Source organism: Aquaspirillum sp., from assembly GCF_055136605.1.
In genome coordinates this window covers 1-19,178 of the sequence record NZ_JBSQVP010000047.1, presented here as the reverse complement: position 1 = coordinate 19,178, position 19,178 = coordinate 1, and the positions used below count along the sequence as shown (strand labels likewise).

Annotated in this window: 24 protein-coding genes; 8 read left to right on the top strand and 16 right to left on the bottom strand. The window is 51.3% G+C overall.

Annotated features, from left to right (window positions below):
• The coding region (locus ACTBZS_RS08900; protein WP_463043888.1) for a DUF3426 domain-containing protein at window positions 1-727 on the top strand (727 nt) is incomplete at its 5' end.
• Window positions 712-1,428 (top strand): pseudouridine synthase, encoded by a 717-nt coding sequence (locus ACTBZS_RS08895; RefSeq protein ID WP_463043887.1) that lies wholly within the window; start codon window positions 712-714, stop codon window positions 1,426-1,428. The genes ACTBZS_RS08900 and ACTBZS_RS08895, both read left to right, overlap by 16 nt.
• Here the strand turns inward: ACTBZS_RS08895 and ACTBZS_RS08890 are convergent.
• The 4 genes from ACTBZS_RS08890 to ACTBZS_RS08875 are packed head-to-tail and all read right to left on the bottom strand — an operon-like array spanning window position 1,418 to window position 3,925.
• Window positions 1,418-1,996: a YceI family protein gene (locus ACTBZS_RS08890; RefSeq protein ID WP_463043886.1), complete on the bottom strand. Its 579-nt coding sequence runs from the start codon at window positions 1,994-1,996 to the stop codon at window positions 1,418-1,420. The genes ACTBZS_RS08895 and ACTBZS_RS08890 overlap by 11 nt on opposite strands.
• 29 nt (window positions 1,997-2,025) lie before the next feature.
• Window positions 2,026-2,577, bottom strand: coding sequence for a YceI family protein (locus ACTBZS_RS08885; RefSeq protein ID WP_463043885.1), 552 nt, complete (start codon window positions 2,575-2,577; stop codon window positions 2,026-2,028).
• Window positions 2,574-3,119, bottom strand: coding sequence for a cytochrome b (locus tag ACTBZS_RS08880; protein WP_463043884.1), 546 nt, complete (start codon window positions 3,117-3,119; stop codon window positions 2,574-2,576). Before ACTBZS_RS08880 ends, ACTBZS_RS08885 begins: the two co-directional genes overlap by 4 nt.
• Window positions 3,119-3,925, bottom strand: a complete 807-nt coding sequence (locus ACTBZS_RS08875; RefSeq protein ID WP_463043883.1) for a DODA-type extradiol aromatic ring-opening family dioxygenase — start codon at window positions 3,923-3,925, stop codon at window positions 3,119-3,121. The genes ACTBZS_RS08880 and ACTBZS_RS08875 overlap by 1 nt, the downstream gene beginning before the upstream one ends.
• A 96-nt stretch (window positions 3,926-4,021) precedes the next feature.
• On the opposite strand from ACTBZS_RS08875, the gene ACTBZS_RS08870 reads away from it, so the two are divergent.
• Window positions 4,022-4,909 carry a LysR family transcriptional regulator gene (locus ACTBZS_RS08870; RefSeq protein WP_463043882.1) on the top strand — a complete coding sequence of 296 codons (888 nt, stop codon included), beginning with the start codon at window positions 4,022-4,024 and terminating at the stop codon, window positions 4,907-4,909.
• Here the strand turns inward: ACTBZS_RS08870 and ACTBZS_RS08865 are convergent.
• Together ACTBZS_RS08865 and ACTBZS_RS08860 are read right to left on the bottom strand one after the other, a co-directional pair.
• Window positions 4,903-5,472, bottom strand: coding sequence for an adenine phosphoribosyltransferase (locus ACTBZS_RS08865; protein ID WP_463043881.1), 570 nt, complete (start codon window positions 5,470-5,472; stop codon window positions 4,903-4,905). The two genes, ACTBZS_RS08870 and ACTBZS_RS08865, sit on opposite strands and share 7 nt — an antisense overlap.
• A 68-nt stretch (window positions 5,473-5,540) precedes the next feature.
• Window positions 5,541-6,410: a prephenate dehydrogenase gene (locus tag ACTBZS_RS08860; RefSeq protein ID WP_460431171.1), complete on the bottom strand. Its 870-nt coding sequence runs from the start codon at window positions 6,408-6,410 to the stop codon at window positions 5,541-5,543.
• Window positions 6,411-6,445: 35 nt separating this feature from the next.
• On the opposite strand from ACTBZS_RS08860, the gene ACTBZS_RS08855 reads away from it, so the two are divergent.
• Window positions 6,446-6,742, top strand: a complete 297-nt coding sequence (locus tag ACTBZS_RS08855; protein WP_460431172.1) for a DUF4936 family protein — start codon at window positions 6,446-6,448, stop codon at window positions 6,740-6,742.
• Here ACTBZS_RS08855 and pabC read toward each other — a convergent pair.
• The 7 genes from pabC to ACTBZS_RS08820 form a co-directional block, all read right to left on the bottom strand.
• On the bottom strand, window positions 6,659-7,498 hold the full coding sequence (gene pabC / locus ACTBZS_RS08850) for an aminodeoxychorismate lyase (protein ID WP_463043880.1): 840 nt from the start codon (window positions 7,496-7,498) through the stop codon (window positions 6,659-6,661). The genes ACTBZS_RS08855 and pabC overlap by 84 nt on opposite strands.
• Complete coding sequence (gene crcB / locus ACTBZS_RS08845; protein ID WP_460431174.1) at window positions 7,495-7,896, bottom strand: fluoride efflux transporter CrcB; 402 nt, start codon at window positions 7,894-7,896, stop codon at window positions 7,495-7,497. Before crcB ends, pabC begins: the two co-directional genes overlap by 4 nt.
• A gap of 122 nt (window positions 7,897-8,018) precedes the next feature.
• Window positions 8,019-8,963, bottom strand: coding sequence for a class I SAM-dependent methyltransferase (locus ACTBZS_RS08840; RefSeq protein ID WP_460430836.1), 945 nt, complete (start codon window positions 8,961-8,963; stop codon window positions 8,019-8,021).
• Window positions 8,964-9,851, bottom strand: a complete 888-nt coding sequence (locus tag ACTBZS_RS08835; protein WP_463043879.1) for an ATP-binding protein — start codon at window positions 9,849-9,851, stop codon at window positions 8,964-8,966.
• Window positions 9,848-10,531 (bottom strand): histidinol-phosphatase, encoded by a 684-nt coding sequence (locus ACTBZS_RS08830; protein WP_463043878.1) that lies wholly within the window; start codon window positions 10,529-10,531, stop codon window positions 9,848-9,850. The genes ACTBZS_RS08835 and ACTBZS_RS08830 overlap by 4 nt, the downstream gene beginning before the upstream one ends.
• Before the next feature lie 59 nt (window positions 10,532-10,590).
• Complete coding sequence (hda, locus tag ACTBZS_RS08825; RefSeq protein WP_022654752.1) at window positions 10,591-11,307, bottom strand: DnaA regulatory inactivator Hda; 717 nt, start codon at window positions 11,305-11,307, stop codon at window positions 10,591-10,593.
• On the bottom strand, window positions 11,308-12,399 hold the full coding sequence (locus tag ACTBZS_RS08820) for an AI-2E family transporter (protein ID WP_022654753.1): 1,092 nt from the start codon (window positions 12,397-12,399) through the stop codon (window positions 11,308-11,310).
• Between the two features lie 149 nt (window positions 12,400-12,548).
• Here ACTBZS_RS08820 and purM point away from each other — a divergent pair, with 149 nt between their 5' ends.
• From purM to ACTBZS_RS08800, 4 genes are read left to right on the top strand one after another with little or no spacing between them, the layout of a single operon-like run.
• Entirely contained in the window at window positions 12,549-13,586 is a 1,038-nt protein-coding gene (gene purM, locus ACTBZS_RS08815; protein ID WP_463043877.1) for a phosphoribosylformylglycinamidine cyclo-ligase, read from the top strand.
• Between the two features lie 3 nt (window positions 13,587-13,589).
• Window positions 13,590-14,183: a phosphoribosylglycinamide formyltransferase gene (purN, locus tag ACTBZS_RS08810; RefSeq protein ID WP_463043876.1), complete on the top strand. Its 594-nt coding sequence runs from the start codon at window positions 13,590-13,592 to the stop codon at window positions 14,181-14,183.
• Between the two features lie 10 nt (window positions 14,184-14,193).
• Window positions 14,194-15,189 (top strand): DUF3108 domain-containing protein, encoded by a 996-nt coding sequence (locus ACTBZS_RS08805; protein ID WP_463043875.1) that lies wholly within the window; start codon window positions 14,194-14,196, stop codon window positions 15,187-15,189.
• Window positions 15,182-16,453: an RsmB/NOP family class I SAM-dependent RNA methyltransferase gene (locus tag ACTBZS_RS08800; protein ID WP_460430843.1), complete on the top strand. Its 1,272-nt coding sequence runs from the start codon at window positions 15,182-15,184 to the stop codon at window positions 16,451-16,453. Before ACTBZS_RS08805 ends, ACTBZS_RS08800 begins: the two co-directional genes overlap by 8 nt.
• Window positions 16,454-16,469: 16 nt before the next feature.
• On the opposite strand, the gene ACTBZS_RS08795 is transcribed toward ACTBZS_RS08800, so the two are convergent.
• From ACTBZS_RS08795 to ACTBZS_RS08785, 3 genes are all read right to left on the bottom strand, one after another.
• Entirely contained in the window at window positions 16,470-16,880 is a 411-nt protein-coding gene (locus tag ACTBZS_RS08795; protein ID WP_460430844.1) for a hypothetical protein, read from the bottom strand.
• 172 nt (window positions 16,881-17,052) lie between these two features.
• Window positions 17,053-18,471, bottom strand: coding sequence for a S41 family peptidase (locus ACTBZS_RS08790; RefSeq protein WP_463043874.1), 1,419 nt, complete (start codon window positions 18,469-18,471; stop codon window positions 17,053-17,055).
• A 23-nt stretch (window positions 18,472-18,494) separates the two neighbouring features.
• A partial coding sequence (locus ACTBZS_RS08785; RefSeq protein ID WP_463043873.1) for a murein hydrolase activator EnvC family protein occupies window positions 18,495-19,178 on the bottom strand: 684 nt, incomplete at its 5' end.

Genomic DNA, 19,178 nt, shown 5'->3' with positions numbered 1-19,178 from the left:
CCCAGAGATGGCACCGATGGCGCCGATTATTCCCTTTGATGATGAAGAGGATGATGACGCCAAAGTGTCGTTAAGCGGACAGGCCAATGGCCAGTCGAGCCGCCGTCATCCTAATCGTGAGGAAATTATCGAGGAGCCACCGCCCCCTGATAATCTCGACTCGTTTCCCTTTGGTCATCCGGCATTTACTGCCGATCCCTTTGCGGAAATTCCCCCACCGCCTTTGACTAAGAAAAAGTCACAGTCAGCAGCACTATCATGGTTATGGTTGGGTGGCAGCATGGTGGCAACTGTCGCTTTGATGGCACAAATGGCCTATCTCTACCGCACCGAATTGGGCGCGGAAGTGCCGGGGGCACGGCCTATGTTAGAAAGCGTCTGTTCAGGTTTTGGTTGTGATGTACCGTTACCACAAAAGGCAGAGTTTTTACGCACCGAGTGGTCAGAACTGACTTTTGTGCCCGATCATCCCAATTTGGTACAGCTCTCTGCCACCTTGCGTAACCATGCACCGTATCCACAGTCCTATCCTCATTTAGAAGTGAGTTTAAAAGATGGAGAGGATCATTTGCTGGCGCGGCGGGTCTTCACACCGGAGCAGTATTTGTCGGAAACCGATTTCAAACTGCAACAATTTAATGGCAGCAGCGAAGTAAAAGTGTTGATGCACCTCGATTTGGGTCAGTTGAAATCATCGGGATATAGCCTGTTGTGGTTCTATCCTTAACCGCTGAGGCACTCGCGCAACGGATTGTGGCGCAGACGGCAGATTTTGTGGTGCTCGATAAACCAGCTGGTTTGTCGTTTCATCAACAAGAGGCTGCCCCTGCGCTGTTTCCGTTATTACGCCAAGTATTAGGGGACGAAGCACCGTTGTTTGCTGTGCATCGTCTCGACACCCTAACCTCGGGTTTATTGCTGATTGCACGTCATGCAGCGGCAGCGCGTGAATTGGGACAGCAATTTGCCGAACATCAGATTGAAAAACGCTATCTGGCGCTGTCCAACCGCCAACCGAAAAAGAAACAAGGCAAGGTGGTCGGCGATATGGTGGCGGCACGCAATGGAAGTTGGAAATTAACGCTGTCACGGCAACATCCCGCCATCACAGAATTTGTCTCTGCTGGTGATGGCTTAGGCGGTCGTCTTTTTCTGTTGCGGCCACATTCTGGACGTACCCACCAAATCCGTGTGGCACTGAAAAGTCTGGGTGCGCCGATTTTGGGTGATCTCCGTTACCACCCTCATTCACCGCCGGCAGACCGTGGTTACTTACATGCTGTAACACTGGCTTTTCGTTGTGGGGGGCAAGCCTACTGCTACACCTGCCCGCCTAACTTCGGTCAACGCTTTCTCACTGCCGCCGCAGAACAGGCTTATCTCCGCTTTGGCAGTGAGTTTAGTGGCCCGTGGCCGCTCACTGTTTGATGGCTTCAACCGCAATATCAATTTGCACTTCGTCCCCAACATGAGGGGCATACTTACCTGCATTAAATTCAGAGCGCTTGATGGTGGTGGTGGCATTGGCACCGATTGCATCTTTTTTCAGCATTGGATGTGGCATGGCGTGGAACGAGGTGACTTTTAAGGTCACGGGTTTGGTTACGCCTTTAATCGTCAATTTACCTTCAATCGCCACCGGTTTATCCCCTTCAAATACCACTTTACTAGAAGTGAATTTGGCTTGTGGGTGACGCGCTGTGTCTAAGAAATCTTCGCCTTGGATATGCTCATCAAACACAGAAAAACCGGTATCCACCGACTTCATATCAATCGTGATGTCCACGCTCCCTTGTTTTTTGGCCTTGTCCCATGAAATGGTGCCGGTGGTTTTATTAAACCGGCTCACTTGGGTGGAATAACCAAAGTGGCTGTAGGAAAAACGTGGAAAGGTGTGACTGTTATCAATCACATAGGTCTCGGGTGCAGCAAAAGCGGGAGCGGTGATCACAGTGCTCAAGGCTAAGACAGCAGCTAAACGGCGAACGGATAACATGGAACATCTCCTAAAAAGAAACAACAGGGTTATTTGGCAAGAAACTGAAATTGCACGTCGATTTCATTGGCGACCGTATCAAAGCTGGCCCATACCCCTTCACCAATCGCAAAATCTGACCGTTTAAAACGGAATTTGCCTTTAATCAGGGCTTGATTGCCTTGGGGAGTGAGTGTGGCAGCGGCAATAATCGGTTGACTGCGGCCTTTAATAGTCAAGGTACCGCTGACTTGATATTGCTGTGGCCCTACCGCTTTGACTTCTTTACTGATGAAACGTGCTGTGGGGTAGGTTTTACTATCAAACCACGCTTTGCCAGCCACTTCTTGATTGGCCTCGGCTGAGCCGGTGTCGATACTGTTCAGGTCAATATCAATCTGTGCTTTTGCCGACTGAAGTTGTGCTGGGTCGAGTTGTAATTGTGCTTGTACCCGTTTGAAATGACCTTGCATTCCAACGCCCATCTGACGATAGCCAAACTCAACTCGGCTTTTACTGCTGTCAATTTGAGTGTAGGGCGCGGCATAGGCTGCACTGGCAACGACACTGCTGAATAACACGGTAAACAACGCTTTTTTCATGATTTTTTCTTTCCAAAATCTGGCAACATACGACGCAAAATAGCATCGCGGTCGATGAAATGATGTTTTAGGGCTGCCGCAATATGGGCAGCGAGCACCGCCAGCAACAGCAAATTGAGTAAACCATGTAAATTACCCAGCAGTGCCGCAGCTGATTCGCTTTTTTCAATCACATCCGGTAACGGCAACACACCGAAATACACAGTTTGAAACCCTTTGGCCGAGCTCATTAACCAGCCCGATAAAGGAATGCTAAACATCAACAGATACAACAGCAGATGACCGGCATGGGCGAGGGTTTGTTGCATTGCTGGCATGGTATTGGGTAAGGCAGGCGGCGGATGGCGATGCCGCCAGACTAGCCGCAACAGCAACAGCCACCATGCCGTCACACCTGCCCATTTATGCCATGAATACAGTTGTAGTTTGAGTGGCGATAACGCCAAATCGGTCATATACCAACCTACCGAGAGGGTGCCGATCAATAGAACGGCCATCAGCCAATGTAGCGCTTTTGCCGTGGCGGTGTAGTGTGTGTTCATTATGCGTTCTCTCTAACAGGCCATTGATAGCCATCCATACAAATCACGGCATCACTGATACCCCGATGAAAAGCCTGTGGCCGGTGATGGTGGCGGCTGGCAGCCCCAAGCGCGATAAACAACGGCAATAAATGCTCATCCGTTGGATGGGCACGTTGTGCCGCAGGGGCTTGGCGGCGGTAGTCAAACAAAGCAGGCAAATCCTGCTCGGCTAAACGCTGTGCCATCCACGCCGAAAAAGCGGTGACATAGTGCAAATCTGTCCCACTCTCTCGCTGTGACACCTGAAAATCGCGCAAGTTATGCGTGAGATTGCCGGAGGCAATCAGCAAAATATTGTGTTGTGCCAACGGCGCCAGTGCCTGCCCGAGCTGAAAGTGATAGCGAGGGTCTGGATTGGCCACCAATGACAGCGGTACCACCGGCACCGAGGCTTCGGGGAACAATAAGCGCAGGGGAATCCATGCCCCATGATCTAATCCTTGTTTCGCTGCCTGTTCTGTCACCAAGCCCTGACTTTGCAGCAAATTACTGACTAACGTGGCCACCTCGGGGCAGCCGGTTGCCGGATAGTGAAGCTGGTATAACGCAGCAGGAAATCCCCAAAAATCATGCACTGTTGCTGGCCGATGGGCATATCCCACTGTCGGGTGGGCAGTCATCCAATGTGGGCTGATGATCACAATGGCGCGTGGGGTGGTCAGTCGCCGACCCAGTTCAGCCAACGCCATCCCTGCCGCACCGGGCTGCAGTGCCATCGTTGGTGCGCCGTGAGGCACGAATAAAATGGGTTGAGTGGTTTGCATCGTCGCTGGCTCGATAAAGTATGGTGCTACTGTACCGGCTCTATTTGCTGCAAAATAGCCGACAATCAACAATTCTTTATTGCTGGATGAGCAACAATGGACAGACTAGATGCCATGCAAGCCTTTGTGCGAGTGGCAGAATTGGGCAGTTTTGCCGCCGCAGCCCAGCAAATGAATGTGGCGCGGTCGGTGGTGACGCGGCAAATCGCGGCCTTAGAGCGTTATCTTGGTGTCAAGCTGATGGTGCGTAGCACACGGCGTTTAACATTAACTTCGGCAGGCGCCGCCTATTTAGAGAAATGCCGAGTGATTTTGACCATGTTAGACAGTGCCGAGAGTGAGGTTGCCGCTGAGCGTCATACGCCGCGTGGGCATATTCGCTTGAGTGTGCCGTTGAGCTTTGGCTTAAAGCGGCTCACGCCCTTATTGTTGCAATTTGCTCAACACTATCCGGAAGTGCAACTTGAAACCGAATACAGCGACCGCCACGCCCATTTGATTGAAGAAGGTATTGATTTATCTATCCGCATCACCGCCCAACCTGAAGCAAGCGATATTGTGCGGGTATTAGGAGAAACACGGTTGGCGGTGGTGGCAGCCCCGAGCTATCTAGCGCAATACGGCGAACCACAACATCCCCTAGCGTTGCAGCATCACACTTGCCTTGCCTATGTACGGAGTGGACAACGCCAAAGTTGGCAATTTTGGATGGGCGAACATTGGTTAACGGTGCCCATTCGCAGTCAGTTTGCGGCGAATAATGGTGATGTGTTGACCGAGGCTGCAGCGCAAGGCTTAGGATTAACCTGTCAGCCAGATTTTATTGTGGCGGATTGGCTTGCACAGGGAAAAGTGCAAACGGTGTTAACCGATTTTCCCTGTCCTCGTCCTAAAATTTATGCCGTATTGCCCAGCAATCGTCACATCCCATATCGTGTGCGGGTGTTAATGGATTTTCTTGCCGCGCAATTAGCCAATCAATGACCAGAAAAATCACACACGGTAAACAACGGTAATTGTTGCTCACGAATCAATTTCGAACCGCCAAGCTCGGGTAAATCCACGATGGCGGCGGCTTCGATAATCTCGGCACCCAAGCGTTGTAACAAACGAGCCCCTGCCAACATGGTGCCACCAGTGGCCACAAGATCGTCAATCAACACCACTTTTTGCCCGGGTTGACAGGCATCGCTGTGCATTTCAACGGTGGCATTACCATATTCCAGCTCATATTCTTCGCTGATGGTGAGATAGGGCAGTTTGCCTTTCTTACGAATCGGGACAAACCCTAAATTCAATTCATACGCCACCACCGACCCCAAAATAAAACCCCGAGCATCTAAACCTGCAATCAGGTCTGCGCCAGAGTCCATATAGCGATGCACAAAAATATCCACCAAAATACGAAAGGTTTTTGGGTTCTGTAACACGGGGGTGATGTCACGAAACTGCACCCCGGCTTGGGGCCAGTCGGGGACAGTACGAATGTGGTGCCGAATGTAGTCGGCATAATCGAGATTAGCTGGATGGGTTTGGATGGCGGACATGGTTTGTCTCACTCAAAAAGCGCGTCATCGTGCCTTGTGTCGCGTTGCTTGGCAAGCCACAGGATCGATTAACGCTGTTGATGTTCCCATTGGGTACGGACGTGGCGAGCACGTTGAAATTGTGTGGCCAAGGCCTCGCCATCATGGTTTTCCAACGCATGGGTTAACGAGGCAAGTGCCGCTTGATAACGGTGTAGATCGGCCAGTAAGGCATCACGATTTGCCAAGCTGATATCACGCCACATTTCTGGATGGCTGCCGGCAATGCGGGTGAAATCGCGGAAACCGCTGGCTGCGAGGGCAAGACAACGCTCGGCATTCTCTTTTTGTGCCACCATATCAACATAAGCAAAGGCCAATAAGTGCGGCAAATGGCTCACGGCTGCAAATACCGCGTCATGCTCGCTGGCTGTCATCTGCAACAGATGTGCGCCAGTAATCTGCCACATCGCATGAATCTCGGCCAAAGCGCTGGCGTCGGTCTCGGCAAAGGGGGCTAACACCACATTGCGGTTTTGATATAAGCCATAGCGGGCGGCACTGGCACCTGATAGATCCGAACCTGCGATAGGGTGGGCAGGGACACAACGAGCTAGGTGATGCGGTAAATATTGTTGCATCAAAGCACAGACATCGCTTTTGGTACTGCCAGCATCGGTAACAATGGTATGAGGGGCGAGGTGGGGGGCAATTTGTTGTAGTAGAGCTGCCATTTGGCCGACTGGGGTTGCTAATAAGACAATATCGGCATCTACCACCGCCTCGGCTGCGGATTGTGTGGCATGATCGATCACCCCAAGTTGTAAGGCGCGCTCGAGGTTATCCCATGACCGCCCCACGCCAACTACCTGTGTGACGGCACCGGCACGTTTGAGATCTAAGGCTAACGATCCGCCAATTAAGCCGACGCCGATCACAACCAGTTTTTTCATCTGCATGTTTGAAATTCCTAACGAATAAGGCGAGATTGCGTATGCAAGTTTCGGTGTATGTTTACTATCAGGTATTGGATGCTGCACAGGCTTTGCCGTTAGTTCAAGTATTATTGAACGCTGTTGCAGAACAAACAGGGATTCATGGTCGTTTGTTATGTCGTCAACAACAAACCGACACTTGGATGGAAATCTACGAGGCCGTCAGTGATTTGCCACAATTACAACAGCAATTGGCAGCGCAGTTGGCCCAATTACCGTGGGCTGAGTGTTGCGCCACTCGGCATGAGGAAGTGTTCATAGACGTGTTGCCAATGTCGCCCCTGCGGCCAGCTTGACCATGTTTGATCACCGATTGCCGCTACCGGCGCCAAGCCCAATAAAGAATTGCAGAGCCACACCTCATCCGCAGCGAATAATCGTTCGCAGCTGATGTTAGCTTCTACTGCCGTCTGCCCTGCTTGTGTTAACTGATCTATCCACCAACTGCGCACTGCCCCAGCCACACCGCTATGACTCAGGCGAGGCGTGACCCACTGTCCACCTTCGCATAACCATAGATTGGCCATGCAAGTTTCAATCACCCACCCTTCGCTATCGCATAGCAAACCATCTTGGTATTGAGGATCGTGCCATTCGCTGCGCGCTAGCACTTGTTCCAATCGATTCAGATGTTTGATTCCCGCCAGCTTTGGTTGGCGAGCCAGTTGCAATTGGCAAGGATAGAGTGCAACGCCGTGTTCATACCAGCGAGCAGGATACCCCGCCCACGGATTAGCTTGGATGATACATTGGGTTTGGGTGTTGCTTGGGATGGCGTAACCGCGTGGGCCACTGCCTCGGGTAAGGAGAATTTTGACACTGGCTCGTTCGATATCAGCGCTGGCGAGGGCAATTTCTTGTTGTAACCACGCCTCCTCTGGCAGGGGAAGTTGTAAGCGCTGGGCATCGTGGCATAACCGCTGCCATTGCCATTGCCACAACAACGGCACGCCTTGTTGCACTTGCACCGTCCGAAACACACCATCCCCATACGCCAAACCTCGATCTGTCGTTTCGATCAGATGATGTTGCTGTCCGTTAATTCGTGTCATGCCCATAGCCATTGCCCTAATTTCAAACCACACCACGTTAAAGTCAGCGAGGCTAACACATGGCTGGCAACATGCAGCAATAGGGCGGGGTAATGTCCAGCTTGTAATAAACCGATGGCTTCTGCTGAAAAGGTAGAGAAGGTGGTTAAACCACCGAGAAAGCCAGTGGTTAACCCTAATCGCCATTCAAGTGGAATGGGAGGTAGCCAAGCAAACGCGGCAACGGCCAATCCCATTAACAACCCACCGACACAGTTTGCTATGAATGTGCCTAACGGCAACGTTGGCCATAGTGCATTCAAGCGCAACCCCAACCACCAGCGGAAGCAAGCACCGGTGCTGGCACCGAGGCTGATAAATAGGATAGAAAGTAGCTGGGGTGGGAGGTCAAAGCGCATGATGGATGAGGGAATGATTGAGGCGGGATGGATTGTAATGACAAAGCAAGGAGGGGGTAGTGCCAGAAATATTGGAGATATTTTTGGTGCATCGCCCTTGCAGGGTGATGCACCTTACTTAATTATTTTTTCTGAATACGAAAACACTGATGAATCTTGCGATTGCGGAAGTCTTCTGGGACGGATTGTGCGGATAAGTCGCGGATATTGAAACGCTCAGCCAATGTTGAGTCGAGTTGGAAACCACGTAGATTATTCGAGAAATACAACGTACCTGTCGGGCTCAACAGCTGCATTGCCTGTTCAACCAAACGAACATGATCGCGTTGTACATCCAAAATTTCTAACATCTTTTTCGAGTTAGAAAAACTGGGGGGATCCATCACGATCAAATCAAACTTTTGCCCGATTTCGACTGCATCTGTTAACCACTGCAACACATCCGCCCGCACACGCTCATGCTGTGGGCCATCTAATTCATTCAAAATCAGATTACGGTGGGCCCAATCGAGATAAGTATTCGACAAATCCACGGTGGTGGTTTCGACTGCTCCACCCGCGGCGGCATACACGGTGAAACTCCCAGTGTAAGCAAACAGATTCAAGAATCGCTTACCGGCGGCTTCGTTCCGTACTTGCGCTCGGGTCGGACGGTGATCAAGAAACAAACCCGTATCAAGGTAATTATCCAAATTGACCCAAAACTTGAGACCACCTTCTTGCACGACAAAATTTTCGCCAAGTTGGCCGGTTTTCTCGTATTGATCCGATCCCTTTTGGCGGCGGCGGGTCTTAAAAGCAGCAAGCGCAGGGTCGAGCTGTAAGACGTCACATGCTGCAATCAATACAGCTTGCACCCACAGGGCATGTTCGGCTTCTTCAATTTGCCAGCCAGTATCATATTCAGCCACATGCAAACGCTCACCATACAAATCAATGGCAAGCGGAAACTCGGGCAAATCACGGTCGTAAAGCCGGTAACATTCGATTTGTTGCCGCTTGGCCCATTTCTTGAGATGACGAGCATTTTTCAACAAACGGTTTTTAAATGGAGTGAAGTCGCGCATTTAGAGTAAATCCACCTTACGCTCTTTAGGTTTACGGCCAGCCCAATCACAAGCAAATTGCCATGCCACCCGCCCACTGCGCGCACCACGCATCAACGCCCAACGCAAAGCTGCTTTTTCGGTTTCAGCATTCATCTTTAACTTAAAGTGATTTAGCCACACCACCACCGCCGCTAAGTAATCCTCTTGGCTAAACGGATAAAACGACAACCACAAGCCAAAACGTTCGGACAACGACACTTTTTCTTCTGTTGTTTCACCCGGACGAATTTCGCCCTCTTCATCAAGCTGATGTTCTAGGTTATCGCGCATCCGTTCTGGCATCAGATGGCGGCGATTTGAAGTGGCATAGACCAATACATTGTTACAGCGGCGAGCAATCCCACCGTCCAAAGCGGTTTTTAATGCTTTGTAAGCGTCATCACCCTCTTCAAAACTGAGGTCATCACAATACAAAATAAAACGCTCTGGCCGTTCGGCAATCAGTTGCACAATATCCGGCAAATCCACTAACTGTGTTTTATCGACTTCAATCAACCGCAAACCCTCAGCGGCAAACTGCGGTAGTAACGCTTTCACCAAAGACGATTTTCCCGTACCACGCGCACCGGTTAACAACACATTATTCGCTGGACGACCGGCAACGAACGCCGCCGTATTACGCAATAAGCGTTCTTTTTGGCGATCAATGTGTGTTAAATCGGTCAACGGTACGCTGTGTGGCTGTGGGACAGCTTCGAGATAACAACGCCCCCCCACCATCTTACGACAGCGAAAAGCCGTGGCTTGCCAGTCAATCTCGGGTAAAGGCGGTGGCAACGTGGCCTCGAAACGCGCTAAAACCGCTTCTGCCCGTTGTAACAGTTGGGTTAAAGCGTCGGTACTCATTGCGAGGCACCTTCGCGGAACGACACAATCGGCCACCCCTGAATCTCGGCATGGGCGCGTAATACCTCGTCTGGATCGACCACCACAGGGTCGGTCACCGCTGCTAATAGGGGAATATCGTTGCGGGAATCACTATAGAAATAGGAACGAGGATAGTCTTCTAAACGACGGCCTTGTGCCGCCAGCCACTCATTCAGGCGAATAATTTTGCCATCTTGAAAGCTCGGGGTGCCGCGTGGTTTGCCGGTGAAACTGCCATCAGCCCGTTCTTCTAATTCAGTTGCAATCAAATGAGGCACACCAAACGCAGCCACAATCGGCGCGGTGATAAAACGATTGGTCGCGGTAATCACCATCACGGTATCGCCAGTGGCTAAATGCTCATCGACTTTAGCCTGACCCGCTGTGGTCATTAAAGGCCGAATATGTTGCGCCAGATACTGTTCGTGCATGGCATCCAGTTCTTGCCGTGAAAACCGTGTAAGAGGGGCCAATTGAAAGTCGAGAAACTCGTAGATGTCGAGGGTGCCGGTTTTGTATTGTTGATAAAAACGGTCATTCTCGCGGTGGTAATACTCAGCGTCTAACACCCCTTGGTTGATTAAAAAACGCGGCCATTCGACATCTGAATCGCCAGCCAGCAGGGTGTTATCCAAATCAAATAAAGCGAGATTATTCATGACATATTTTTCCACAACAAAGGGCGACCACGGCCAAGCAAGCCAAGTTGGCGGTGGCCTTAACGTTGGACGTTAAAACGTGACTTGAGAATGTTTTTTACAAACGGAACAGTGATTGGCTTTTTGAGTGCCAAAGAATAATGGTCAAGCGCATCGACCATATCAATCAAGCTGGCCATATCCCGCCGCCAGTGATTCATCAGCCAAGCAAACACATCATCGGGAATATCCACCATCCGCGAACGGGCATGGCGGCGCAAAGCGGCTAATTTGTCAGCATCAGATAAGGTATGCACTTCAAACACCAAGCCCCACGCCAAACGGGTGCGTAAATCATCACGCAGTTTGAGTTGTTGTGGCGGGATACGACCGGCGGTTAACAGCTGGCCTTCACCATCGACCAGTGTATTGAAAATAGAAAACAGGGTGATTTGATCATCTGGGGTGAGATCATCCACATGATCGACAGCGACACAGCGGGCTTCTCGGGCAAAGTCGGGCAGGCTCTCGCTACGAGCATCCAGATAAATGGCCGCCCGTCCAATTGCATGAGCGTGTTCTACCCACTGTTTTAACAGATGAGTTTTGCCCACCCCGGGTTCACCCCATAGGTAGATAAAACGCTCCCCACAGGGGTCGGTCAACGCGGCGATGATCTGCTGATTATATTCAGCAATCACATGATCGAAGGCCGGAGAAGACGGCGGCGTGAGGTCGAGGACTAATTGATCCAAGGCGGTACCGGAAACGTCAAAAGGTGAAAGAAAACGGCGCACTCACAAACATCGAGGGGGCATTCTACCCTGATAAAAGCGGCTGGCGTAATAGTGTTGCAGTCCTTCGACTGATAAAACCCGCACAATCGCAGCCAAAGGCAAGGCAATCATCACCCCCACAAAACCAAACAACTGGCCAAATGCCATCAGAGCAAAAATGACTTCTAACGGAGATAGGCCAATCCGTTCACCCACTAAATAAGGGGTAATCAGATAACTTTCTAACAGCTGGCCGAAGGCATACATTCCCCACACCGCCAGCAACAAGCTCCAACCGTCGCCTTGTAAAATCGCTGCGATTGTTGCCAATCCTAGCCCAATAAAGGCACCGACATACGGAATAAATACCAATAAACCGGTAAAAACCCCGATGGCTAATCCCGATTGCAACCCCGCTAACCACCAACCGCCGCCATAGATCAGCGCCATCAATAACATCACCAATAATTGCCCACGCAAAAATTCACCCAATACACGGTCAAGTTCAGCCGCGATCCGATCGGTGTGCTGTTGCCAGCGTGGCGGGATCAGGCGAGTAAAACGATCTACCACCGCTTGCCAGTCGCGCAAAAAGTAGTAAAACAAAATCGGCACCAAAATTAAGTTGGCCAAAAAAGCCAATAATGCCAAGCCCTGCGACGTTAGCGCGGGCAAGGTGTTGCCGACAGCACGACGAATAGCATCGACATGCTCCACCAACACTTGCCGTAAACCGCTGATATCGAGTTGTACTGTGAACCCCAATGTCTGCTCTGCCCACGGTGCAACGGTATTTTGTAGCCAATCCACCAAACTCGGCAGTCGGTTTGATAATAAATGGCCTTGTTGCAATAACATGGGTAACAACAGCAACAACATCAGCAACACGCCAATCCCCAATAATAAGGTGACCAACACCGCCGCCACCGCCGCCGAACAACCAAGACGCTGTAAACGCTGTGACAAGGGGGTGGTGATATAGGCCAACACCGCTGCTGTGACGAACGGTGTCAAAATAGGGCCGAGGAAATACATCAGCATCCCAAATAACAACAATGCCGAGGTGATGGCCAGACCAATCCACCATGATGAGGCACGACGAGAAGCAACCATCTTTTACACTCGCAGCAAACAGGGAAAGAGAGTGCGCGCAATCTGTTAAAATATCGGCAGTTTTTGCTTCACTGCTCGCGATTTCTTGCGGCGCAACATGAGAGCAAATTACACCACAGAATTTAATTAGCAAGAAAGAGAGTCTTTTTGTGAGCCAAACCTCCCTCAGTTATCGTGATGCTGGCGTGGATATCGATGCCGGTGACCAACTTGTTGAAAACATCAAACCGTTTGCCAAACGCACTATGCGTCCAGAAGTTTTGGGCGATTTGGGGGGATTTGGCGCGCTGGTGGAAATCAGCAAAAAATATCAAGAACCCGTGTTGGTATCGGGTACCGATGGCGTCGGCACTAAACTGAAATTGGCCTTTGATTGGGACAAACACGACACCGTTGGTATCGATTTAGTGGCGATGAGCGTCAATGATATTTTGGTGCAAGGTGCAGAACCGCTGTTTTTCCTAGATTATTTTGCCTGCGGTAAGCTGGATGTACCGCGTGCAACCGATGTGATCAAAGGCATTGCTGCCGGATGTGAACAAGCCGGATGTGCGTTAATCGGTGGTGAAACCGCAGAAATGCCCGGTATGTACCCTGTGGGTGAATATGACCTCGCTGGTTTTGCTGTCGGTGTGGTTGAAAAAGCCAAAGTTATCACTGGCCGCGACATTGTGGCGGGTGATGTGGTGTTGGGCTTAGCCTCCAACGGTGCTCACTCCAACGGTTATTCTTTGGTGCGCAAAATCATCGACCGTGCACAGCCAGATTTGGATGCCCCATTTGATGGTGACACGACCCTGCGTCAAGCGGTCATCGCCCCAACCCGTATCTACGTCAAACCCTTATTGGCCTTGATGGCAGAATTGACAGTCAAAGGGATGGCACATATCACTGGCGGCGGGTTGACTGAAAATATCCCTCGCGTGTTGCCTGCCAACACGGTGGCACAAATTGATGCCAACAGTTGGACCTTACCAAAACTGTTCCAATGGCTGCAGCAAGAGGGCAATGTGGATGCCCAAGAAATGTACCGTACCTTTAATTGTGGTATTGGCATGGCGGTGATTGTTGCCGCTGAAGAGGCCGAACGTGCCGCTGCCTTCTTAACAGCCCAAGGCGAAACGGTCTATCGTATTGGCCACATTCGCCCACGTCAGGGCGACGAACATCAAACCCAAGTGGCGTAAGTAATGAAGAATGTTGTGATTCTGATTTCTGGTCGTGGTTCGAATATGCAGGCCATCGTGGACGCGCAAATCAGCGGTGCCCAGATTGCAGCGGTGATTTCGAACCGACCAGATGCCGCCGGTTTAGCTTGGGCTGCCGCACGCGGTATCGCTACTGCGGTCGTTGACCATAAAGCTTTTGCAAGCCGCGAGGCGTTTGATCAAGCCTTAGCAGATTGTATCGACAGCTATCAGCCCGACTTGGTGGTGTTAGCTGGCTTTATGCGGATTCTGACGCCCGAGTTTACCCGTCACTACGAAGGACGGATGTTAAATATCCACCCTTCACTGCTGCCAGCTTTCCCCGGACTGCATACCCATGAACGGGCGATTGCCGAGGGTTGTAAAGTGGCTGGCTGCACCGTGCACTTTGTGACTGCCGAGTTGGATCATGGCCCCATTGTCGCGCAAGGGGTGGTGAGTGTGGCAGATGATGAAGATGCCGATAGTTTAGCAGCTAAGGTTTTAACCATTGAGCACCAGCTTTATCCGCAAGCGGTAGCTGATTTTGTGGCAGGGCGCTTGCAAATTCGTGGCAATCGAGTGGTAACGGTGTAGGCCTGACGTCATGCGGATGCCGCTGAGTGTGGCAATCGGGCTGTCCCTTCTGTGTCATGCAATCGTGTTGACACAGGGGGGATGGCAACTGCCGGCAACCGAGGTCGCCGTCCCTATCAGCCCCTTATCGGTGACATGGGTTCAGCAAACCGTGGCAGTCAACACCGCACCACCGCCTGCTGTCCCCGCTGTCGCTGAGGCAAACATCACCCTCCCGCCAGTCAAGCCATCACCCACGCTCACCGAGCCAATCCCTGAGCCGAGCGAAACATCCCCAGCCGTTGCTGCAACACCCGCAGAAACCGATGCGGCGACCGCAGCACAGCCACCATCAGCGCAAGCCGATGTAGCAGTGTTCCCCCAACAGGCTTTGCTGCGTTATGAGGTTTTTTATGGCAATTTATTGGCAGGACTCGCCGAGCTGAATTGGCAACAACAGGGAGTGCATTACCAGCTACAGTTGCGATTGCAGCCGGTGTTTAGCCGTCCGCTGCTGTATCAGAGTGAGGGCCAGATAGAGAAAAATGGCCTGAAACCGCAGCGATTTTATGGTGAACGCAAAGGACACGTGCGCGAGCAGGCTGAATTTGATTACGCGCAACAACAGTTGCGTTATGGTGCACAGCTGGAACACCTCAGTCCCCTGCCTGATGCGGCACAAGATATTCTCAGCGTGGCATTCCATATTGCCTTGCAGGGTGCATCAGTTTTACAACAAGAATTAGCGGTAACCAATGGCCGCAAACTTTATCATTATCCTCTGACCGTGATCGGCGAGGCGACTTTTACCCTAGAATCACACTCGATTCCGGTATTCCATCTCGCCAGCCGAACCGACCAGGAAAGTACCGAATTTTGGTTTGCCCCACAATTTGCCAATCTTCCTTTACGCATTCGGCGGCATAGCCCCGAGCTGACGCTCGATCAACGATTGATTTTTCTCAGTATTAACGGCGAAACCCAACTGGAACGCCCTCCTAAAGAAAGACCCCAAGCCCATGGCTGATTCTTCCTCCCCAATTCCTTTACTGGCGATTGTCAGTGCATTACACCGTGTTTTGCCTGCTGAACATCCGGCAGACACTGTGTTGTCGCATTTTTTCCGTACCCATCCGAAATTGGGCGCCAGCGACCGCCATCATATTGCAGAAACGGTCTTTGCCACGCTGCGCCGTTTGTCCTATCTGCGCGCCTTGATTGCCCCATACGATACCCCTCGCGCTTTTGCGATTGCGGCGCTGATTAAATTGCGTGGTGTTCCTATTCGGGCGATTGAGCATGATTTGGGACGTGATGAAAAAGAATGGGTGGTGACTTTAAAAGGCGCTCATCCTGAATTGACCCTCTCCGAACAAGCGGAATTACCACCATGGGCCGTGACCTCATTGCAAGGCAGTGGCATGAGCGATGAAGCCATTTTGGCTTTAGGTCGTGGCATGCAACGGCCTGCCCCGTTAGATTTGCGGGTCAATACCATCAAAGCCAAGCGTGAAGATGTCTTAGCACAACTGGAGCGTGAAGGGATTGCTGCTGAAGCCACGCCGTACTCACCGTTTGGCATCCGCTTAAAAGACAAAATTGCTTTGAATAAACACAGTTTATTCGCTGGCGGTAAAGTCGAAGTGCAAGACGAGGGTAGCCAATTATTAGGTTTGTTGCTGGCGCCAAAGCGCGGCGAGATGGTGACCGATTTCTGTGCGGGTGCTGGGGGCAAAACCCTGTTGCTGGGGGCAATGATGCAATCGTCAGGCCGTCTGTATGCGTTCGATGTCGCTGAGGGACGGTTAAGCAAGATGAAACCGCGCCTAGCACGCTCTGGTTTGTCGAATGTTCACCCACAACGGATTGAACATGAACGCGACAGCCGTATCAGCCGCTTGGTGAATAAAATGGATCGGGTGTTGGTCGATGCCCCGTGTTCAGGCTTGGGCACTTTGCGCCGTAATCCTGATTTGAAATTACGGCAAAACGCGGAATCGGTTGCAGAACTCAATACTTTGCAACGCAATATCTTACAGTCGGCTTCTCGTTTAGTGCGAGTGGGTGGCCGTTTGGTGTATGCCACATGCAGTATTCTGCCAGCGGAGAACCAAGAAATCGTCAGAGCTTTCCTTGCTGACAATCCGCAATTTAGCTTGCTTCCCGCCAATGAGCTGTTAGCCGCACAACGGGTCGATCTGACGATGCCTGACGAGTATCTCAACCTCACCGCCCATCAACATGGCACCGATGGTTTCTTTGCTGCTGCACTGGTTCGCCACGATTACTAAATTGTAATTTGATAGTTTACAAGGCACGCCGGAGTTCTTCTGGTGTGTCGTCATGATCGCCATGCAAATGTTGCTCGTACACTTTTGAGTAGGCTTCATGGCTCTTGGTGGGCTTGGCCGGTTCTGCCAGATTTTCTAATTGCACTGCTTCACAGTAGGTAATCAAAGCATGATGCAGCTTTTGCAAGAGGTTGTTGTCAATATGAAAACCTTCGTCCTGTAGCCATTGCAACAGCGCAGCCAGCGACGATTCCCCTAATACATAGGTGACTAACACTCGGTTTTGATGCGGGAAGGCCAGCGCCGATACGCCTGAGATATGTTGTAACCGCTGTGCAGCTTGTTCCGCCTGTCCGGGGGGAAAGGGGTGAAAAACGATGTCGTGGCACTTAAACAGTTCATGAACGGGCGGGCGGCGGTGTGGCATAACAAGTCCTCCTCACATCACATCAAACGCCCCAGCACGATATTCTGGATCATTAACTGGGGTTTTGGTCGGGTAGGGCGGGTGATTTTGCTTTCCAGTATTCGTCCAAGCGCAAAGATATGCAAGTCGGGCGCAGCATTGTGCGCCCTGATCCTTTGCTACACCTCATCAACTACGGTTTTGCCGGATTGGTATTTTTGCTTTCCAATATGCGTTGCACCTTGAGGATATTTAAGGCCTGTCCCAGTTGATTATCTGTTTTCGGATTGGGGTCTCGTGGGTTAACCGTCGATTCTGGTTTATCCTCTTTTTGTTCCACTGGTGTTAACGGTGTAACCGACTTCGGTGTGGGTTTATCACTTGGGTTGCTTAAGTGATGTTCTAAATCTGCCTCGCGTAAACGCAATGGGGTTTGGGCGCTTGCTGCCGCTTTTTGTGTGATTTGTTCTTCCACCACTACATCAGGCTCAATCCCTTTCGCCTGAATAGAACGACCATTTGGTGTGAAATAACGCGCAGTGGTCAATTTAATCCCACCAGCAGATCCCAACGGCAGAATCGACTGCACCGAGCCTTTCCCAAAAGTTTGCACCCCCACAACAACGGCACGCTTATGGTCTTGCAGTGCCCCTGCCACAATTTCAGATGCCGATGCTGTACCGGCATTCACCAACACCACCAGCGGTATATCGCGCATTTCAGCAGGTAAGCGGTTTAAAGGGTCTTCTCCTTTACGGCTGTAATTTTGTACCGATGCCGTCAGGCGCATTTTGGCATCAGGAGCACGGCCTTCGGTGTAGACCACCAGCGCATCTTTCGGCAAAAAGGCCGCCGAGACCCCAACCGCTGCATTTAATAAACCACCCGGATCATCACGCAAATCAATAATCAACCCTTTAAGCGGTTTTTTATTGTCTTTCGACACCGCGACCAAGGCATCAACCAGATTTTCAACGGTATGCTCTTGGAACTGTGCAACGCGCACATAGCCATAGTCGGGCTCTAATAACTTCCAACGCACACTCTTGGTTTTGATAATGGCACGGGTGATTTGTACGGTGAAGGTGCGATTTTCACTCTTGCGGGCAATGGTCAGGGCAATTTTTGTCCCCGGCTTGCCGCGCATTTTTTTCACTGCATCGGTCGTTGACAGCCCACGCGCCGAGGTCTCATCAATTTTGACAATCAAATCACCACTTTTCAGGCCCGCACGGAAAGCAGGGGTATCTTCAATCGGGGCAATGACTTTAATAAAACCGTCTTCCGAACCAATTTCAATCCCAAGGCCACCAAACTCGCCCTGTGTGCCTTCTCGTAATTCTTTGTAGGCTTCAGGGTCTAAATAAGCAGAATGGGGATCAAGCCCAGTCAACATGCCATTGATCGCTTCGTTAATCAGTTTTTTATCTTCAACCGGTTCAACATAATCTTGTTTGATGCGGCCAAACACTTCGGCAAAGGTACGCAGCTCATTCAATGGCAAAGGTGCACTGGCTTCGCGTTCTGCCACTGCAGACACGCTCATCGTGAGCACCGCACCGAGTACGGCCCCACCCGTCACCAAAGCAAAGGTATTGCGTAAATTCGACATTGCTGATTCCTTGATCGTATTCTTTAACCACCGACCCATTGCTGAGGGTTGATGGGCTGTCCCAGATGACGGAGTTCAAAATACAAACCGCTTTCCGCAGCCCCACCGCTGGCACCGGTGGTGGCAATCGTATCACCTGCGCGAACACGATCACCGATTTGTTTCAATAACGCCTCTGCGCCGCCATAAATGCTCATATAACTATTGCCGTGATCGACAATGACCATATTGCCAAAACCACGCAACCAATCGGCGTACACCACACGGCCTTCAGCCACCACGCGCACCGCTTGTCCAGCCGGCGCTTGGATAAAAATTCCCTTCCACACTGTGCTGGTTTCACCGCGCCGAGTGCCAAAACGCCCCGTGATGGCTCCCGAGGTGGGGAGGCGCATTTTGCCTTTTAAGGCAGCAAACCCTCGCCCTGCAGCGGTGGGTTCGGGCGGCGGTGTGGTTTTACTGTTTTGCTCTGCTTCGGCTTCTTGTTTGGCTGCCCGCGCTTCTTGCGCTTTTTGGCTTGCTTGCTCTTGTTCAAACCGGCGCTTTTCCGCTTCAAGACGAGCCACTTCAGCGCGATGTTGTTGTGCTTGTTTTGCCTCAGCTCGGGCGGCAGCGCGTGCTTGGGCGGCTTTGGCTTCTGCCAGTTTTTGTTCTCGTGCTCGGCGTTCGGCTTCGCGTTTTGCCGCGAGTTCCGCGCGACGCTTGGC

Excerpts from the sequence above, each read along its gene's own strand:
- ACTBZS_RS08890 (WP_463043886.1), bottom strand. The coding sequence starts at position 1,996 with ATGTTATCCGTTCGCCGTTTAGCTGCTGTCTTAGCCTTGAGCACTGTG.
- ACTBZS_RS08835 (WP_463043879.1), bottom strand. The coding sequence starts at position 9,851 with ATGAGTACCGACGCTTTAACCCAACTGTTACAACGGGCAGAAGCGGTT.
- ACTBZS_RS08840 (WP_460430836.1), bottom strand. The coding sequence starts at position 8,963 with ATGCGCGACTTCACTCCATTTAAAAACCGTTTGTTGAAAAATGCTCGT.
- crcB (WP_460431174.1), bottom strand. The coding sequence starts at position 7,896 with ATGCGCTTTGACCTCCCACCCCAGCTACTTTCTATCCTATTTATCAGC.
- ACTBZS_RS08870 (WP_463043882.1), top strand. The coding sequence starts at position 4,022 with ATGGACAGACTAGATGCCATGCAAGCCTTTGTGCGAGTGGCAGAATTG.
- ACTBZS_RS08860 (WP_460431171.1), bottom strand. The coding sequence starts at position 6,410 with ATGCAGATGAAAAAACTGGTTGTGATCGGCGTCGGCTTAATTGGCGGA.
- purN (WP_463043876.1), top strand. The coding sequence starts at position 13,590 with ATGAAGAATGTTGTGATTCTGATTTCTGGTCGTGGTTCGAATATGCAG.
- ACTBZS_RS08800 (WP_460430843.1), top strand. The coding sequence starts at position 15,182 with ATGGCTGATTCTTCCTCCCCAATTCCTTTACTGGCGATTGTCAGTGCA.
- ACTBZS_RS08885 (WP_463043885.1), bottom strand. The coding sequence starts at position 2,577 with ATGAAAAAAGCGTTGTTTACCGTGTTATTCAGCAGTGTCGTTGCCAGT.
- pabC (WP_463043880.1), bottom strand. The coding sequence starts at position 7,498 with ATGACACGAATTAACGGACAGCAACATCATCTGATCGAAACGACAGAT.
- ACTBZS_RS08865 (WP_463043881.1), bottom strand. The coding sequence starts at position 5,472 with ATGTCCGCCATCCAAACCCATCCAGCTAATCTCGATTATGCCGACTAC.
- ACTBZS_RS08795 (WP_460430844.1), bottom strand. The coding sequence starts at position 16,880 with ATGCCACACCGCCGCCCGCCCGTTCATGAACTGTTTAAGTGCCACGAC.
- ACTBZS_RS08855 (WP_460431172.1), top strand. The coding sequence starts at position 6,446 with ATGCAAGTTTCGGTGTATGTTTACTATCAGGTATTGGATGCTGCACAG.
- ACTBZS_RS08820 (WP_022654753.1), bottom strand. The coding sequence starts at position 12,399 with ATGGTTGCTTCTCGTCGTGCCTCATCATGGTGGATTGGTCTGGCCATC.
- ACTBZS_RS08790 (WP_463043874.1), bottom strand. The coding sequence starts at position 18,471 with ATGTCGAATTTACGCAATACCTTTGCTTTGGTGACGGGTGGGGCCGTA.
- ACTBZS_RS08880 (WP_463043884.1), bottom strand. The coding sequence starts at position 3,119 with ATGAACACACACTACACCGCCACGGCAAAAGCGCTACATTGGCTGATG.
- ACTBZS_RS08805 (WP_463043875.1), top strand. The coding sequence starts at position 14,194 with ATGCGGATGCCGCTGAGTGTGGCAATCGGGCTGTCCCTTCTGTGTCAT.
- ACTBZS_RS08830 (WP_463043878.1), bottom strand. The coding sequence starts at position 10,531 with ATGAATAATCTCGCTTTATTTGATTTGGATAACACCCTGCTGGCTGGC.
- ACTBZS_RS08875 (WP_463043883.1), bottom strand. The coding sequence starts at position 3,925 with ATGCAAACCACTCAACCCATTTTATTCGTGCCTCACGGCGCACCAACG.